This is a genomic window from Crossiella sp. CA-258035 (assembly GCF_030064675.1).
Classification (GTDB): Bacteria; Actinomycetota; Actinomycetes; order Mycobacteriales; family Pseudonocardiaceae; genus Crossiella.
The window spans coordinates 5,557,234-5,572,626 of the sequence record NZ_CP116413.1; the positions used below are offsets into that span (position 1 = coordinate 5,557,234).

Sequence of the window (15,393 nt, forward strand, 5' to 3'; positions counted from 1 at the left end):
CCCAGTCACCAGGGCGGCGGCCCTGACCCAACGGTCGCAGCATAGGTTAGCCTCGCCTAAGCATGCGGAAGCGGGGGCGGTCTAGACCACCCCCGCCCCTCCCCTGCTCTCAGCCGGTCACCTTCGCCAGCTCGTCCAGGTAGCCCTGCCAGCCCGCGGTGGTCGCCTCCAGGTACTCCTCCGGCAGCGGCCCTACCTGGGTGAACTGCACGTTCGTGCCGCCCTCGACCTCGGTCAGCGCGACCGTGATCAGCGCGTGCGGGCCGGAGCCGTCCGCCTGGTCGGTCAGGGTCAGCACCACCCTGCTGTCCGGCACCAGCTCGACGAACTCGCCGGAGAAGGTCATTTCCTGGCCCTCGTAGACCAGCACACCGCGCCACTTGCCGCCGGGCCGGGCGTCCAGGGTGGTGCGCTCGGGGTCGGTGCCGTACCACTGCACGAACAGCTCGACGTCGGTCCATGCCTGGTAGATGCGCGCCCTGGTGCCGGGCAGCACACGGTTGATCTCGATCCGGGTTTCCGTTGTGGTTTCAGCCATGGCCACAGCCTGTCCACTCCGGACCGCGGCGGGCAGAGCGCGAAATCACCGGAGCCGTGTGACATCCGCATCTGGTCACTGACAAGTTCCGGCGGGCACGATCGGCGGCTGTGAACCGCGCCGGTCGTTTACCGTGCACCCGTGCCGGACTCCCTCGACGTGCCACCGCGCTGGCTGCTCGCCGCCCGGATCGGGCTGGTCGCGTTCCTGGCGCACATCCCGCTGATGTCCCTGGTGCGCCTGGAACTGACGCCGGTCGAACCGGGCCACACCGGGCAGGCGGCGGTGGCCACGCTGCTGTTCCTGCCGCCGGCCTGCGTGCTGCTCTACGCCGCGACCGGCGGGCGGCGGCGCCGGCACGCCGGGCTGCTGCTCGGCTACGTCGCGCTGGTGGTGCTCGGCGCGACCGCGGTGATCGGGCTGGACTGGCTGACCTCCTACTACCTGCTGATCACCCTGGTGCTGGTGCTGCTCCGGCCGCCGTGGTCGCTGCTGGCCGCCGCGCTGCTGGCCGCGGCGCTGGTAGCGCTGCCGCTGGTCATGGGCCGCCCGGACCACGTGCTGTTCTTCGGTCTCGGCGGTCCGATGATCGGGCTCAGCGCGGCGGTGCTGATCTGGTTGCTGGTCGCGGTGGTGCGGCTGCGGGACAGCAGGGCGGAGCTGGCCGCCGAGGCGGTGCTGGCCGAGCGGGCCAGGGCAGGCGCGGAGATCACCGCGTCGCTGGGCGCGCCGCTGGCCCGGCTGGCCGAGGGCGCGGCCGCGGCCAGCCTGCTGGTCGGCGCGGACACCCCTGCCGCGGCGGTGCGCATCCGCGAGCTGGCCGGGGTGTCCCGGCAGTCGCTGGCCGGGGCCAGGCGGTTGGTCAGCCGCTACCGGCGCGGCCCGCTGCGCGCGGAGCTGGACACCGCGGTCGCGCTGCTGGCCGCGGCGGGCATCCCGGCCCGGCTGGCGCTGCCCGAGGGCCCGCTGCCCGAACCGGCGGAGGCGGAGCTGGTCCGGCTGCGCGCGGAACTGGCCGCGGTGCTGGCCGGGCCGCCGGTCGCGGAGTGCGTGATCACCGTGCGCGCCAACGGTTCGCTGGCGGTGACCGGATGATCCCGGTCCGCTACCTGCGGGTGCTGGTGATCGCGGTGCACGTCATCCTGCTCTCCATCGGACCGCTGTTCGTCACCTTCGGCGCCCGGCACGAACCGCCGCAGGGCGCGGGCACCGGCCTGCTCTTCGGCGCGGCGATCCTGGCCCTGCAACTGCGGCACAGCCTGGCCGTGATGCGCGGGGAGACGCCCAAGCACGGGAAGTGGACCTTCGCGCTGCTGGTGGCGCTGGTCGCGGTGCCGCAGCTGTGGTTCACCTGGACCTGGGGGCTCAACGTGAACCAGGCGGTGGCCGCCTCCGCGCTGATGGTGCTGCGCAGGCGGGCCGCGCTGGCCTGGTTCGCGCTCGTGGTGCTGGGCGGGCTCGGCTGGTGGGTCTACTACGCGCTCAGCGCCGGCAAGCCGCTGGCGCTGTTCCAGTCGGTGCAGGGGGTGGCCACCGCGGTCGGCTTCTCGCTCACCCTCTACGGCGGCGCCAGGGTGGTGCGGATCATGGACGAGCTGGCCGCCAACCGCCGCGAGCTGGCCGAGCTGGCGGTCAACCGGGAGCGGCTGCGCATCTCCCGCGACCTGCACGACCTGTTGGGGCAGAGCCTGTCCGCGTTCTCGCTCAAGGGCGACCTGGCGCTGCGCCTGCTCACCACCGACCCGCCGGCCGCGCGGGCCGAGGTGGCCGGGATGGCGGAGGTGGCCGGTTCCGCGTTGCGCAGCCTGCGCGAGATCAGCCGGGGCGAGCACACGCCGAGCTTCGCCGGGGAGCTGGCCGCGGCCGAGTCGCTGTTGCGCGCGGCGGACATCCGGCCGCGGATCGACGTGCTGGCACCGGCCGCGCACGAGGAGGTGCTGGCCTGGACCCTGCGCGAGGCGGTCACCAACCTGGTGCGGCACAGCCACGCCAGTACCGCGACCATCACCGTCCGCCCCGGCCGCCTTGAGGTGGTCAACGACGGCGCGGACTCCCCCGGCCCGGACGGCAACGGCCTCACCGGCCTGCGCCAGCGCGCCCGCGCCCATGGCGGACGGTTGCGCACGGAGTGCCGGGACGGCGAGTACCGGCTCGTGCTCGAACTACCCGTGGAGGCCCCGTGATCCGCATCCTGATCGCCGAGGACATGCACCTGATCCGGGGCGCACTCACCGCGCTGCTGACCATGGAGGCCGACTTCACCGTGGTCGCCCAGCTGGACCGGGGAGACGGAATCCTCGCCGCGGCAAGGGAGTCGAGCCCGGACGTGGCGGTGCTGGACATCGACCTGCCCGGGATGGACGGCCTGAGCGCGGCTGAACTGCTGCACCGCGAGCTGCCGGAGTGCCGCACGCTGATCCTCACCGGCTTGAGCCAGCCGGGAAACCTGTTGCGTGCCTTGACCGCCGGGGTGCGCGGGTTCATCGTCAAGGACGCACCGGCCCAGCACCTGGCCGACGGGATCCGCCGGGTGCACCGGGGTGAGCGGGTGCTGGACCCGGACCTGGTGGCCGCCGCGCTGGAGACCGGGGCCAGCCCGCTGACCGCGCGCGAGACCGAGGTGCTGCGCACCGCGGTCAGCGGCGACTCCACCGAGGAGATCGGCCGCACCCTGTCGCTGTCCCCGGCCACGGTGCGCAACTACCTGTCCAACGCGATCAGCAAGGTCGGCGCGCGCAACCGCATCGACGCCATCCGGATCGCCAGGGACGCGGGGTGGATCTGAGCCGGGTGAACCGCCTCAGTCTTCGAGCCAGGTGCGCAGCGCCCACCAGGTGTGCACTGTGGTGAGCACGTGTGAGCGCCCGGCCGGCGGGGCCTCGCTGAGGTCGAGGTCGGTCAGCTCGGCCAGCCGGTCCAGCCGGTAGCGCACGGTGTTGGCGTGGATGTGCAGGGCGGTGGCCGTGGCGGTCAGCCTGCGGCCGTGGTCGAGGTAGCACAACGCGGTCGCGGCGATCTCCTGGTGGAAGGTGCTGTGCGGGTCCAGCGGCCGCAGCAGCTCCTCGGCCAGGGTCCGCGCCAGCACCGGGTAGGCGGCCAGCGCGGTCTCCGCGGCCAGGTCGGTGAGCAGCCGCACGCCCCCGCCCCCGCTCGCGACCGCCAGCGCCTGCACGCACATCGGATAGACCTCGCGCAGCGCGGTCAGCGCGGTGGCGGGCGCGGCCACCAGCAGCGGTCCGTCGTCCGCCGGCCAGGACGGCGGCTGCTGGGCCAGCCCGGCCAGCCGTCCCTCGACCAGCCCGTAGACGCCGCCGAAGGCGAGCAGGCGCTGTTCCAATGCCCTGGCGCGGCTGGGATCGGTGACGTCGGAGACCACGCAGTGGTAGCGCTCGGCGGGCCGCAGCCCGGCCCTTTCCAGCTCGGCCGGGTCCGGGAAGTCGTTGTCCGGCACCAGCAACCGGCGCAGCACCTGGGTGTTCAGGTCGCGGGTGGTGCGGGAGAGCTGGAGCTCCGCGGTGTGGTAGCCGCTGATGATGTTGCGCTCCACCGCGCCGATGTAGTGGTCCAGGTCCACCACGAAGTCCAGGATGGTCGCGTCGTCGGCGCCGATGCCCCTGGCCAGCTCCACACTGGCCCTGATCAGCTCGGTGCGACCGGCGTGCACCCCGCGCAGCAGGCCGCCGATGGACACGCCCTGCGCGGCACGGTCCGCGCCCAGCGCCTGCGCCGCGCTGAACTCCCCTTCCTCGTGCGGGTCGCCGCGCTCCAGGTGCGCGATGCCCTCGGCGAGCAGGGTGGCGATGTGCCGCCGGTTCTCCTCCTCCGGCAGCCGGGCCACCTCGGGGGAATGGGTGCGCGCGGCCGCGGTCACCCTGGCCACCACCTGGTCGTCGGCGGCGATCGTGGCCAGCGCCCGCAGCACCGCCTCGGCCATCCCAGTGGGCACGGCACCCTCCGAAAGTCGTTGTGGCGAGCACACAACGGGATCTGCGGCGTTTGGCCGGACGACCCTACCTCCGGCCAGGCCACAACTGGTTACCTGTGGTCACGCGAGCGTAACAGCGCGCGTCGACACCCCCTTCGACGAGGAAAGGTGTGTTCAGCGTGCTCCCCTCCCCAGAGGACACCGGCGCCGGGTTCAGCAGGCGCACCCTGCTGACCGCGGGCAGCGCCCTGGCCGTCGGCACTCTCGGTGCGGGCCAAGCCAATGCCGTGGCCGGTCCCAGTGCGGACGCGGACGTGATCGTGGTCGGCGCGGGCCTGGCCGGACTGGTCGCGACCGCCGAGCTGGCCGCCGCGGGCAAGCGGGTCCTGTTGCTGGACCAGGAACCCGAGGCGAGCCTGGGTGGTCAGGCGTTCTGGTCCCTCGGCGGGCTGTTCTTCGTCGACTCCCCCGAGCAGCGGCTGGCCGGGATCAAGGACTCCCTGGAGCTGGCCCGCAACGACTGGTTCACCACGGCAGGCTTCGACCGGGACGTGCACAACCCGCTCGGCGAGGACTACTGGGCCTCGAAATGGGCCGAGGCCTACCTGGAGTTCGCCGCCGGGGAGAAGCGGAACTGGTTGTACGGCCTCGGCGTCCGGTGGGTGCCCATCGTCGGCTGGGCCGAGCGCGGCGGGATGCTGGCCGACGGGCCGGGCAACTCGGTGCCCCGCTTCCACCTGACCCTGGGCACCGGGCCGGGGGTGATGGAGCCGTTCGAGAAGCTGGTGCGCGACCAGCACGCCAAGGGCAAGGTCTACTTCCGCTTCCGCCACCAGGTCGACGCGCTGATCCGGGAGGGCGGCGCGGTCACCGGCGTGCGCGGCAGCGTGCTCCAGGCCAGCACCGCCGCCCGCGGCACGCCCAGCTCCCGGGTCAAGGTCGGCGACTTCGAGCTGCGCGCGCCGATGGTCATCGTCACCTCCGGCGGCATCGGCGGCAACCAGGACCTGGTGCGGCGGCACTGGCCGAGCCGCCTGGGCAAGCCGCCGGTCCGCATGATCACCGGCGTGCCCGCGCACGTGGACGGCCGCATGCTGGGCATCAGCGAGCAGGCCGGCGCGCGGATCGTCAACCGCGACCGCATGTGGCACTACACCGAGGGCATGGCCAACCACACCCCGATCTGGCCGCAGCACGGGATCCGGGTGCTGGCCGCGCCGTCCTCGCTGTGGGTGGACGCCACCGGACAGCGCTTCCCGGCTCCCGGCATGCCCAGCTACGACACCCTCGGCACGCTGGAGCTGATCAAGCGCTCCGGCCACGACTACTCCTGGTTCGTGCTGAACAAGCGGATCATCGACAAGGAGTTCGTGCTCTCCGGCTCCGAGCAGAACCCGGAGCTGACCGCCAAGAACCTGGTCGCCTACCTGGCCAGCCGGTTGCTCAACAGCACCCCGCCGCCGGTGAAGGCGTTCATGGACAAGGGCGAGGACTTCGTCATCGCCACCGGGCTGCCCGAGCTGGTCGCCGGGATGAACCGGCTGACCGGGACCAACCTGATCAACCTGGACCGGCTGCGCAGGCAGATCACCCTGCGGGACCAGCAGGTGGACAACCCGTTCACCAAGGACAGCCAGATCATGGGCATCCGCAACTCGCTGGCCTACTCCGGCGACAGCCTGGCCCGCACCGCGCCGCTGCACAAGATCCTCGACCCCGCGGCGGGCCCGCTGATCGCGATCCGGATGAACATCCTCACCCGCAAGACCCTCGGCGGCCTGCAGACCGACCTCTCCGGCCGGGTGCTCGGCGCCAACGGCCAGCCCATCCCCGGCCTGTACGCCGCGGGCGAGGTCGCCGGGTTCGGCGGCGGCGGGGTGCACGGGTACCGGGCGCTGGAAGGCACCTTCCTCGGCGGCTGCCTGTTCTCCGGCAGGCAGGCCGGGCGCGCCGCGGCCAGGGAGGGCTGAGCCCCGGGCCGGGATGTCAGGAGAGCCGCCGGACATCCCGGCCCCAGTCCACGATCTGCTCCCGCCCGTCGACCTCGCCCAGCACGAACAGCTCCTGCCCCAACGGGTTGCCGGCCATGGTGACCTCGATGCGGGAGCTGAAGTCGAGCTCGATCGCCGACCGGTACTCCAGCACCTCGACCCGCGCCCGGAGGATCGCGCGCTGCTCCTCGGTGAGCCCGGCGGCCAGCCGCGCCACCGCCTGCTCGCAGCCGGGCACGTTGAGCCGGTCCTGGAGCTTGGCCAGCGCGGCTCCGGTGAGCACCCGGCAGGCCGCCGCCGGATCGCCGGCGCCCACCGCGCGGAAGTACGCGTGCACGGTGGCCCCCAAGCCCTGGAGGTGGTGGTCGCAGCCGCGGAAGACCAGCACCACCGCGGTGAGCCCGACCAGCACCGCCAGTGCCCGCTTCATGACTGGAGGGCGGCGAGGACGACCACCTCGGACTCGTCCTGGGCGAGGTAGCGCACCCGCGCCACCGCACCCGGCTGCACCTGCGCCACCAGGCCCGGCTCCAGCGCCTTCTCCTGGTCCAGGTCGAAGGTGCTGCCGTCGGGCCGGGTCACCCGCAGCCGCAGCGCGACCACCGCCCGGTCCCCGCGCAGCTCGCCGGTGGGCGCCATGCTCAGCACCACGGCCCGGCTTTCCACGCCCTGCTGGGAGATCAGCAGCTGCCGCGGCGTGATCAGGCCCTTGGCCAGGCGGATCTGGTCGAGCGCGTGCTGGAGCTCCTGCGGCGGCGCGTCGGTGGCCAGCGCCACCCGGCCGGTGCCGGGCAGGTAGCGCACCGGCAGCAGGCGTCCGGGCTGCACGGCGGCGATCTCGGTGAGGTCCACCAGCTGCTTGGCCTCGGCGCGGAAGGTGTTGCCCTGCAACGTGTCCACGTCCATGGTGATCAGCAGCTGGGGCTGGTCGTTGACGGCCAACCCGGTGCGGGACACCGAGACCACCGTGCCCATCCCGATCGGCGCGCCCTGGAAGGCGGCCGGGACCTTGCCGCCGAAGCCGGAGTTCTCCAGCAGCTTGGCGATCCGGAACAGCATGGGAGCGACGAAAAGCCCGCAGATCGGGCCGGCCAGGAAACCGTTGAGCCAGGGCACCGGGCCGGTGCCGGTGAGGCCGGTGTGCAGGTAGAGCGCGGTGACGACCAGGCAGACGAGGGTGACGAGCCAGGCGATGATCTTCATGAGGATGTCCTTCCGGATCAGGGGTTGCCGAAGAAGTCGAGGCGGCCGAACTCGGCCACGGTGATCCGGCCGTCGAGGCCGACCACGAACAGCCCTTCGCCGGTGTCGTGGTCGCCGGCGCGGACGTAGAGCAGGGTGCGGTGCTCGGGGCTGGTCAGCGCGCGGGCCTGGCCGGTGCCCACCGGCAGGGTCGCGGTGACCTGGCCGGTCTCCAGGGACACCACGCTCAGCGCGCGGTCCCTGGCGTTGACGTCCTTGTTGTGGTGCACCACCACAAATCCGGCTGACCCGCCCGCGGCGGCGTCGGGGCGGGGCCCGGTGGGGAAGCCCTCCGGCTCGGCCTCGCCGGGCGGCGGGGTGAGTGGCAGCTGGGCCTCGTGGAAGACGGTCTCGCCGACCGCTCCGGTGCGGCCGTCGGGGCTGCGGCGCACCAGGGTGCGGCCGGGCGCGGGCCCGCGAGCGCGCAACTGCACGGTCTCCCGGCCGGGCAGCAGGGCTTCGGTGGCCGAGGCGGTGGTGGCATTGGTGTTGGACCGCTGGGCGCTGAGCTTGCCCGCCCAGGCCGCGGCCACCTCCGGCGCGGCGGGGGTCGCGGTGGCGGCGTCCAGCGCGATGGTGCGCAGGCTGCCGTCGGCGTCCATGGCCACCAGCGCCCGGTGCCGCCGGTCGTAGCCGTAGGCGGACCGCGAGTGCACCGGCCGGGACAGCCCGGGGACCAGGCCGCCGCGAACCTCGATCTTGCCACTGCCAAGATCCAGGATCACCAGGCCCTCGTCCGTGCTGACGTAGGCCATCCGTTCCCCGGCGGCGAGCACCCGGACCGGCCAGCTCAGCCGGTCGGAGAGCTGCACGTCCCACAGCGCGCGTCCGGTGGCCAGCTCCACCGCGGCCAGCCGCGCCTGGAACATGTCCTGGGTGATCATCTGGACCATGCCCCGCTTGCCGGAACGCTGGTAGGGCACCAGGGCGACCTCTGCGCCGCCCACGGTGGCGAAACCCGCGCCCGGCTTCAAGGTCACGTCCGGCTCCGGGGAGACCAGGTAGGAGAAGCCGAAGACCATGAACAACACGAACGCCAACGGCGCGGCCGCCAGCAGCCACGGCAGCCGCAGCCGCAGCTGGCCGCGGGGCCTGCGGCGCACCTCGTAAGGGCCGGGCTCCGCCCACACGTAACCGGTCTGGCTGAGGTCCTTCATCGGACTGCTCCTCTCGACATGGGAGAAGCCTCTGGTGGGACCCGCGCCTACCGATCACAACTTCCGGCCCGGCGTTCACCCGACCGGGTAGGCATGATCAGCAGTTCAGGCGGTCCTGACCTGCTAGGACCGGGCGCGCGGGGCCGCACCCTGCCAGGTTTGCTCTCGTCGGCTCACCTGGAGTCCGGCGGCTGGGAAGGGGATTGCATGCGTAAGACAGCGAGCGCCGTGGCAGTGGCGTTGATGGCGGTCACGGGCGGGGTCCTGATGGCCGCGCCCGCGCAGGCGGCGGGGTCCGGAATCGAGGGCACCGCGCCGTCCTGCGTCACCTTGAAGCAGTGGCGCACCGGCAACACCGCCCACGCGAAGGCGGTCAACACCTGCTCCGGCACCCAGCGGGTGCGGATGATCTGGGCCTGGGCGGCCGACGGCAGCTGCGTCTCGGTCCCGCGCGGCTACGAGTTCACCGAGACCCGTGGCGCGGCCGCCGTGCCGCCCCGGCCCAAGGTCTCCGAGCTGCGTTCCTGCTGATCAGCCCGCTGCGGTGGGGCCACCCCGGTCACCAGGGGTGGCCCGCCCGAAACTGCCGGTGCGGCCAAGGCAACCCGCGCGCACCCCGGAGCGTGTTCACGCCATGAGGGGAACGATGAGCGCGAAGATTCTGGGGATTTGCGTACTGGGGGCATTGTTCGGGACGACGGCCTGTTCCGGGGAAGCGCCGCCCGCACCAACGCCGTCCACCACCACGGTCACGGTCAGTCCGACGATCGCGACTCCTGCCGAGCCGGATGCCAAGGCGGTGGCCTGGTTCGACGGGCTGTGCGGCGCGGTGCACGGCTACCGCGTCGCCAACAACGAGCACCGGAGCAAGAACAAGTCCGGCATCACGGTGACCAAGAAGTGGCTGAGCGGGGAGCTCGGCAGGCTCACCGAGCTGGCCGGCAAGACGGTCGAAGAGCTGAACGCGCTGGCCACCTCGCCGGCCCCGGACGGTGACGCGGTGAAGAAGACCTTCGTGGACAAGTTCACCGCGGCGAGGGACGCCGCGGCGGAGGGCAAGAAGAAGCTGGACGCCGGCGGCGCACAGGACCCCGCGCTCAAGGCGACGCAGGCGGTGCAGGACCACACCAGCGATGCTGTCGACCCGCTGCGCCCGCTCAAGCTGGAGACGCACGAGCTGAAGTTGGCCGCAGCGCGCGCCAAGGCTTGCAAGCCCACCTCGTAACGAACTGGCGGCCGCGCACGCCTTAGGCTCGGGGCATGGGGAGTGCGACCGCGACGGCGGTGCCGAGGGGGCAGCTGCTGGCCCAGTGCTGGGCGGAGCTGGGGTCCGCGGTCGCGGCGCTGAGCAACGGCGCGGGGCGGCCGTTGGCGCGCACGGAGAAGCTGATCCTGGACCCGCTGGTGCTGCGCCCGGTGCGCAACCCGCGGTTCGCCGGTGGCTCGGTGCTGGCCGAGCACGCCGCCGAGCTGCGCCGGGTGATCACCGAGGCCGGTCCGGCGCTGGCCGCGACGGCGGCCTGGTTCACGCTGCTGAAGAAGGCGCGGCGGCGGGCCGGGATCACCGAGGGCAACCCGCAGGACCTGTACTTCCAGCGCTGCTACGAGCTGGCCACCGAACACGGTGACCCCACCGGCCGTCCGGAGGCCGAGCGGATCGCCGCGGACACCATCGCCGAGCTGCACTCCCCCGGCAGGCGCACCGTGGCCGAGCTGCGCGAGTTCGTCCGCGCGCATGCCGCCGAACTGACCGAGCTGCTCGCCCAGACCTGGCCCGCGCCAAGGGAATCCACCGCGCCGGCGGCCCGGCCCGCCGACTTCCTGGCCACCTGCCCCGACACCCCCGACGAGGGCCTGTTCGCCGCGCTGGTCACCGGCCGCACCGGCACCCACGAGTCGGCCGGGGCGGACCGGCCGGGGGTCGCCCTCGGCTACGGGCTGACCGACCACGAGCGCCCGGCCCGGCCCGCGCTGGGCGATGGCGCGTCCAAGCGGCAGCTGCCCAAACCCTGGGACCGCTCGGTACTGGAACGTCTCTTCGCCGCGTTCACCAGCGGGTTCCACCGCGAGTCGATGGCCGAGGTGCCCGCGCTGGTGCGCCAGGAGATCCACCGCTGCGCCCAGCCCTGGCAGCTGGCCGAGGAGGTCAGCCGGGTGACGCTGGTGCTGGGCCGCGACGCCACCGGCGGCCTGGACAACGACGATCCGGTCCCGCCCGGCGCGGCGACCCGGCTGCGCGCCCGCTGGCAGCGCGAGGCCTATGTGCGCCGGGTGCTGCGCCTGCCCGGCGCGCAGGTGCCGGACCGGCTGCGCGCGGGCGTGCACGGCGTGCGCCAGGCCTACCTGCGCCGGTTGTGGGTGCGCCTGCACGGCAGGGAGCTGCGGACCGGGCAGCTCACCGCGGGGCAGGTGTGGGACCTGCTGGACGGCGTGCTGCGCTCGGTGATCATGGACCAGCGCGACCACCTGCGGTCGGCGCTGAGCCGGGAAGCCGGTGCGGCATGACCCATCCCGAGCAGAGCGCGCTGGTCGAGGCCGCGGGCGCGCTGGTGCGCTGGGACGTGCTCGGCGAGCCCGGCCCGGTCACCGAGGTGCACGAGCAGCAGCGCGCCGCCGCCTGGCTGTGGGAGCTGACCGAAGATCCGGCCGTGCTCGCCGCGGTGCACCGCCTGGCCCGCCTGAACTGGGCCCGATCCTGGTGGCCCGCCTCAACCGTGGCCGAAGTGCCACCGCTGCACCCCGCCCTGCTGGCCGCCGAGCACGCGGTGGCCACGGCCGCGGTCAGCCACCTCCTCGACGACGAGGAAGCCACCGAACGCGCCCTGTCCGCACTGCTCCCCCTGCCCCTCGCCGCGTTGTCCGGGCATCCCGAGGCGCTCGCCCTCGCCGAGGAGCTGGCCGAGCTGGCCGAGGACTTCGGCGTCACCCTGCCCGCGCCGACCGCCGCACTGACCCGCGAGGGTTTCGCGCTCGCCGCCGGTGCCGACGCTCGCCCGGATGGCGTTGTGGTGCAACAGGGTTCGGCACCGGTGGACTGGTCGCTGGTCCCCGCGGGCGCGGTCGACGCCGCCGCCGAGTCAACCTGGACCATCCTGCGCCGCAACGGAAAAACCCTCCTGGAGGTCACCGCCCGGCCCGCTCCCGGCGGAGTCCCACCCCGCTTGGCCGCCCAGTTCGGCCCAGTCGACCTACCGCTGGAACCGACCCCGGCCGGTTCGTTGACCGGCTCAATCCCGTTGCCCGCCACCGCACTCCTGCTCCCGGCCGACCAGCGCGTGCTCACCGTCTACGCCCCCGGCTTCGCCGAGCCCGCGCCCCCGGACCCAGCCGCCGCCGACCGCCGCGCCGCGCTGGTCGCCCATGCCAGGACCCGCCTGGACGATCCCGCCGCCACGCTCACCGAACGCACCGCCCGGCTGCTGTGGAGCGGCGCATGACCACGCCGGCCGGTCCGGCCTGGCAGCGGTGGAAGCAGCTGCACAACGAGGGCGCGCACCGCTTCGCCGAGGGTGACCTGGCGGGGGCAGCCAGCCTGATGCACGAGGCGCACGCCCTCACCCTCGCCGCGCCCGGCGACCCCGAGGCGCTGGCCCGGCGCGCCCAGACCCTGATCAACCTGGCCAGCCTCACCGAGGGCGAACCGGCACTGGAGTTGATCAACACCGCGATCGAGCTGACCCACGAGTGCGAGGCGCTGGCCGGCGACGAGTTCGGCACGGAGTCCCTGCGCGCCACCCTGTTCGCCGTCCGCGCGCAGACCGTGGTCAACACCGGCGACTGGCAGTCCGCCCTGCCGGACCTGCGCCGCGCGCTGGACCTGGCCCCGGAAGACGAGCTGGCCCAACAGGTCCTCGGCCACCTGCTGACCTGGTGCCACGAGTACGCGCACGTGCTGCGCCACCACGCCCGCTCCGCCGAGGCCAGACAGCTGCTGGACGCCGCCATCGAGGCCAGCACCTGGTTCCCCCTCCCCCAGGAAGGCGGACTGGCCGCCCTGCACACCATCCGCGCCTCCGTGCTGGCCGCCGCGGGCGAGTTCGCCGAAGCCGCCACCGACGCCGAAACCGCCCAGACCCTCGCACAAACCGCCGCCCCCCAACTGATCCCGAACATCCACCTGGCCCTGGCCGAGATCGCCGACGGCACCGGCGACCCCCAGACCGCGGCCGAACACCAGCACCTGGCCCGGGAGCTGTTCGCCGCCCTCGGCGAGTCCGACGGCGAGGCCATCGCGCTGAACAGCCTCGGCCGCCTCGCCCACCTGGCCGGCCGGGACGAGGAAGCCCTGGCGCACTACACCGCGGCGGCCGGCCTGGGCACCGACCCGTGGCACCGGATCGCCAGCGCGTTCGGCCAGGCGGCGGCGCAGGTGACGCTGGGCCGCCCGGCGGAGGCGGTGCGGCTGCTGGCGGAGGTGCCCACGGACTCGCCGCGGGTGCGGATCGGGGTGTTGTCGGTGCGCGGCAGCGCTTTCGAGGCAATGGCGGAGTTCGACCGGGCCGACGAGAGCTTCGCCGAGGCCCGCGCGGCCTGCGCGGAACACGGCCTGTGGCACCTGGCGCTGAACCTGGCTTGGTGGCACGCGGACGCCCTGCTCCGCCGCGCCAAACGCGACCAAGTCCCCCACTCAACGAATCCCACCCTCGCCGCTCGCGCCCTGGACCTCGCCCTCCCCGCCGCGCTCGCCGCCGAAGCCGCCCGCCACCGCTTCCCCGCCGGCCCCCTCCGCGAACGCTGGATCAGCACCGCCGCCGCCCCCGCCACCCGCACCGCCCTGCTCGCCATCGGCGCCACCCGCGACCTCGCCCTGGCCGCCGCCTACCTCGACCACCTCGCCGCCACCGTCGCCCTCCCCCAGCCCGCCGCCCCCGCCACCCTGCCCGACCTGCTCGCCTTCCCCGCCCCGGACGAGCTCGCCCTGGCCGCCTCGGGCCCCGCCGAACACAGCGCCACCCCGGAACTCCCGCTGCCGCCCCGGGTCCGCGCCAACCTCGCGGTGCCCTCGCCGCTGGAACCCTGGCTGGAGCTGGCCTGGCAGCGGCACGGCATCCAGGTCCGCGGCCCGGAGGTGGTCCGCTCGTGGTGACCGTCCAACTGTCCTATGTGGACGCTGGCGAGCTCTACCTGACCTGGCGCTGGGAACACGACCCCGAACACCCCAGGGTCCTTGCCCTGCCCCGGGAACGGGTCACCCCGCCGCTGACCGCGCTGGCCGACGCCCTGCCCACGCCGCGTCCCGGCGAGTCCGCGCACCAGGCCCTCAGCCGCGCCCTCGCCGGAGGCGCGCTGACCGACCGGGACCGGGAGTGCGCGCTGGCCACCGAGCTGGCCGCCGCGCTCATCCCGGCGCAGCTGGCCCGCGAGCTGGCCTCGGCCGGTGTGGGCCTGCACCTGCGGATCCAGCCCTCCCCGTCCACCGCCCAGGTGCCGTGGGAAGCCTTGCGGGTGGACCGGGCACAACGTCTGGTGCACCACGCCAAGGTCTCCCTGCTCACCCCGGCCACCGTGCGCAACGCGCCCACCCGCCGGGTCTCCGCCCGCACCGGACCGCTGGCCGCGGTGGTCGACCCGCCCACCCCGCTCGGCCGGGTGCTGACCGAGGTGCCCGCGCCGCTGGCCGCGCTCGATCCGCTGGACCGCGACTCGTTGCGCGCGGCGCTGGCCGGGGCCGGGCGGTTCCTCTACGTCGGGCACGTGACCACCGCGGCGCACGCGCTGGAGGCCCGCCTGCACCTGGCCCAGTGTCCGCTCAGCGCCGCTGACCTGCTGGGCTGGCGGATGCCGAACCGGGTGGCCCTGATCGCCTGCGAGAGCGGCGGCGACCACCGCTACGCCGAACCCTCCGGCCTGCTCGCCGCCCTGGTGCACGGCGGGGCCGAGCACGTCACCGCCACCCGCTGGGTGCTGCCCACCCACGCGGGCCTGACCCGGCTGTTCCCCGGTTTCCACGCCCCGGCCGACGTCCTGGCCGCGGCGGTGCTGGCCGTGCACGAAGCGCACGCCGACGCCGATCCCGTGGCCGCGCTGAACCGCTGGCAGCGCGCCGAGGCCGACCACTGGGAGGCCACCGGCGCGCCCGCGCACACCCCGCTGGTGTGGGCGGCCTTCGGCACCGCCTACGCCCCTGGCTAGAGCGGGATCGGGTGCCCGGATCGGAAGTGCGCGCACTGCTCCGGCACGTCCTGCCGACAGGTCAGCAGGTGCCGCAGGTAGGCGCCCGCCGCTTCCAGCTCCTGGATCTCCTTGTCCACCAAGGCGATCCGCTCGACCACCGTGTCGTGCCAGTCGTGCGCGGCGGTGCGTCCGGCCAGCAGCACGCCGATCTCCTCCAGGGAAAGGCGGCCGAGGAACCGCCACTGCTTGATCAGCGCGATCCGGTAGAGCTGGGTGGCGTCGTAGCAGCGCTGGCCGCCGCGGCGCCGCGGGCTGATGAGGCCGCGGCGCTCCCAGTAGTGCAGCGTGGAGATCGGCAGGTCGAAGTGCGCGGCGGCGGTCCGGATCGAGCAGAGCTTGTCCACCAGCCCATTTGACCTCAACCCG

At 73.8% G+C, this 15,393-nt stretch carries 16 protein-coding genes; 10 read left to right on the forward strand and 6 right to left on the reverse strand.

Annotated elements, in window-relative coordinates:
* Nucleotides 1-109: 109 nt before the first annotated feature.
* Nucleotides 110-538 (reverse strand): SRPBCC family protein, encoded by a 429-nt coding sequence (locus N8J89_RS25415; protein ID WP_283659521.1) that lies wholly within the window; start codon nt 536-538, stop codon nt 110-112.
* Nucleotides 539-679: 141 nt separating this feature from the next.
* On the opposite strand from N8J89_RS25415, the gene N8J89_RS25420 reads away from it, so the two are divergent.
* Genes N8J89_RS25420 through N8J89_RS25430 form a run of 3 tightly spaced genes read left to right on the forward strand, consistent with a single transcriptional unit; the run spans nt 680 to nt 3,323 of the window.
* Nucleotides 680-1,633, forward strand: coding sequence for a hypothetical protein (locus N8J89_RS25420; RefSeq protein ID WP_283659522.1), 954 nt, complete (start codon nt 680-682; stop codon nt 1,631-1,633).
* Nucleotides 1,630-2,721 carry a sensor histidine kinase gene (locus N8J89_RS25425; protein WP_283659523.1) on the forward strand — a complete coding sequence of 364 codons (1,092 nt, stop codon included), beginning with the start codon at nt 1,630-1,632 and terminating at the stop codon, nt 2,719-2,721. Before N8J89_RS25420 ends, N8J89_RS25425 begins: the two co-directional genes overlap by 4 nt.
* Entirely contained in the window at nt 2,718-3,323 is a 606-nt protein-coding gene (locus N8J89_RS25430; protein ID WP_283659524.1) for a response regulator transcription factor, read from the forward strand. The genes N8J89_RS25425 and N8J89_RS25430 overlap by 4 nt, the downstream gene beginning before the upstream one ends.
* 15 nt (nt 3,324-3,338) lie before the next feature.
* On the opposite strand, the gene N8J89_RS25435 is transcribed toward N8J89_RS25430, so the two are convergent.
* The gene (locus N8J89_RS25435) at nt 3,339-4,484 is read right to left on the reverse strand and encodes a PucR family transcriptional regulator (RefSeq protein ID WP_283659525.1); all 1,146 of its coding nucleotides are present in this window, start codon (nt 4,482-4,484) and stop codon (nt 3,339-3,341) included.
* A 293-nt stretch (nt 4,485-4,777) separates the two neighbouring features.
* Between N8J89_RS25435 and N8J89_RS25440 the strand changes: the two genes are divergently transcribed.
* Nucleotides 4,778-6,433, forward strand: a complete 1,656-nt coding sequence (locus N8J89_RS25440) for an FAD-binding dehydrogenase (protein WP_283666245.1) — start codon at nt 4,778-4,780, stop codon at nt 6,431-6,433.
* 16 nt (nt 6,434-6,449) lie between these two features.
* Here the strand turns inward: N8J89_RS25440 and N8J89_RS25445 are convergent, their stop codons facing one another.
* Genes N8J89_RS25445 through N8J89_RS25455 form a run of 3 tightly spaced genes read right to left on the reverse strand, consistent with a single transcriptional unit; the run spans nt 6,450 to nt 8,853 of the window.
* Entirely contained in the window at nt 6,450-6,884 is a 435-nt protein-coding gene (locus N8J89_RS25445; protein WP_283659526.1) for a hypothetical protein, read from the reverse strand.
* Entirely contained in the window at nt 6,881-7,657 is a 777-nt protein-coding gene (locus N8J89_RS25450) for a hypothetical protein (protein WP_283659527.1), read from the reverse strand. The genes N8J89_RS25445 and N8J89_RS25450 overlap by 4 nt, the downstream gene beginning before the upstream one ends.
* Before the next feature lie 17 nt (nt 7,658-7,674).
* A complete protein-coding gene (locus N8J89_RS25455; protein WP_283659528.1) occupies nt 7,675-8,853 on the reverse strand; it encodes a PA2928 family protein in 1,179 nt (392 codons plus the stop codon).
* 207 nt (nt 8,854-9,060) lie between these two features.
* On the opposite strand from N8J89_RS25455, the gene N8J89_RS25460 reads away from it, so the two are divergent.
* The 6 genes from N8J89_RS25460 to N8J89_RS25485 all read left to right on the forward strand — a co-directional run bounded on the left by N8J89_RS25460 (nt 9,061) and on the right by N8J89_RS25485 (nt 14,985).
* Nucleotides 9,061-9,384 (forward strand): alpha-amylase inhibitor, encoded by a 324-nt coding sequence (locus N8J89_RS25460; protein ID WP_283659529.1) that lies wholly within the window; start codon nt 9,061-9,063, stop codon nt 9,382-9,384.
* Between the two features lie 154 nt (nt 9,385-9,538).
* Nucleotides 9,539-10,078 carry a hypothetical protein gene (locus N8J89_RS25465; RefSeq protein WP_283659530.1) on the forward strand — a complete coding sequence of 180 codons (540 nt, stop codon included), beginning with the start codon at nt 9,539-9,541 and terminating at the stop codon, nt 10,076-10,078.
* 35 nt (nt 10,079-10,113) lie between these two features.
* Entirely contained in the window at nt 10,114-11,358 is a 1,245-nt protein-coding gene (locus N8J89_RS25470; RefSeq protein WP_283659531.1) for a hypothetical protein, read from the forward strand.
* Nucleotides 11,355-12,290, forward strand: coding sequence for a hypothetical protein (locus N8J89_RS25475; RefSeq protein WP_283659532.1), 936 nt, complete (start codon nt 11,355-11,357; stop codon nt 12,288-12,290). The genes N8J89_RS25470 and N8J89_RS25475 overlap by 4 nt, the downstream gene beginning before the upstream one ends.
* Nucleotides 12,287-13,939: a tetratricopeptide repeat protein gene (locus tag N8J89_RS25480; RefSeq protein WP_283659533.1), complete on the forward strand. Its 1,653-nt coding sequence runs from the start codon at nt 12,287-12,289 to the stop codon at nt 13,937-13,939. The genes N8J89_RS25475 and N8J89_RS25480 overlap by 4 nt, the downstream gene beginning before the upstream one ends.
* Nucleotides 13,936-14,985, forward strand: coding sequence for a CHAT domain-containing protein (locus N8J89_RS25485; protein WP_283659534.1), 1,050 nt, complete (start codon nt 13,936-13,938; stop codon nt 14,983-14,985). The genes N8J89_RS25480 and N8J89_RS25485 overlap by 4 nt, the downstream gene beginning before the upstream one ends.
* Here the strand turns inward: N8J89_RS25485 and N8J89_RS25490 are convergent.
* A complete protein-coding gene (locus N8J89_RS25490; protein ID WP_283659535.1) occupies nt 14,982-15,371 on the reverse strand; it encodes a MerR family transcriptional regulator in 390 nt (129 codons plus the stop codon). The two genes, N8J89_RS25485 and N8J89_RS25490, sit on opposite strands and share 4 nt — an antisense overlap.
* Nucleotides 15,372-15,393: the final 22 nt, after the last annotated feature.

Excerpts from the sequence above, each read along its gene's own strand:
- N8J89_RS25415 (WP_283659521.1), bottom strand. The coding sequence starts at position 538 with ATGGCTGAAACCACAACGGAAACCCGGATCGAGATCAACCGTGTGCTG.
- N8J89_RS25425 (WP_283659523.1), top strand. The coding sequence starts at position 1,630 with ATGATCCCGGTCCGCTACCTGCGGGTGCTGGTGATCGCGGTGCACGTC.
- N8J89_RS25445 (WP_283659526.1), bottom strand. The coding sequence starts at position 6,884 with ATGAAGCGGGCACTGGCGGTGCTGGTCGGGCTCACCGCGGTGGTGCTG.
- N8J89_RS25450 (WP_283659527.1), bottom strand. The coding sequence starts at position 7,657 with ATGAAGATCATCGCCTGGCTCGTCACCCTCGTCTGCCTGGTCGTCACC.
- N8J89_RS25455 (WP_283659528.1), bottom strand. The coding sequence starts at position 8,853 with ATGAAGGACCTCAGCCAGACCGGTTACGTGTGGGCGGAGCCCGGCCCT.
- N8J89_RS25460 (WP_283659529.1), top strand. The coding sequence starts at position 9,061 with ATGCGTAAGACAGCGAGCGCCGTGGCAGTGGCGTTGATGGCGGTCACG.
- N8J89_RS25470 (WP_283659531.1), top strand. The coding sequence starts at position 10,114 with ATGGGGAGTGCGACCGCGACGGCGGTGCCGAGGGGGCAGCTGCTGGCC.
- N8J89_RS25475 (WP_283659532.1), top strand. The coding sequence starts at position 11,355 with ATGACCCATCCCGAGCAGAGCGCGCTGGTCGAGGCCGCGGGCGCGCTG.
- N8J89_RS25480 (WP_283659533.1), top strand. The coding sequence starts at position 12,287 with ATGACCACGCCGGCCGGTCCGGCCTGGCAGCGGTGGAAGCAGCTGCAC.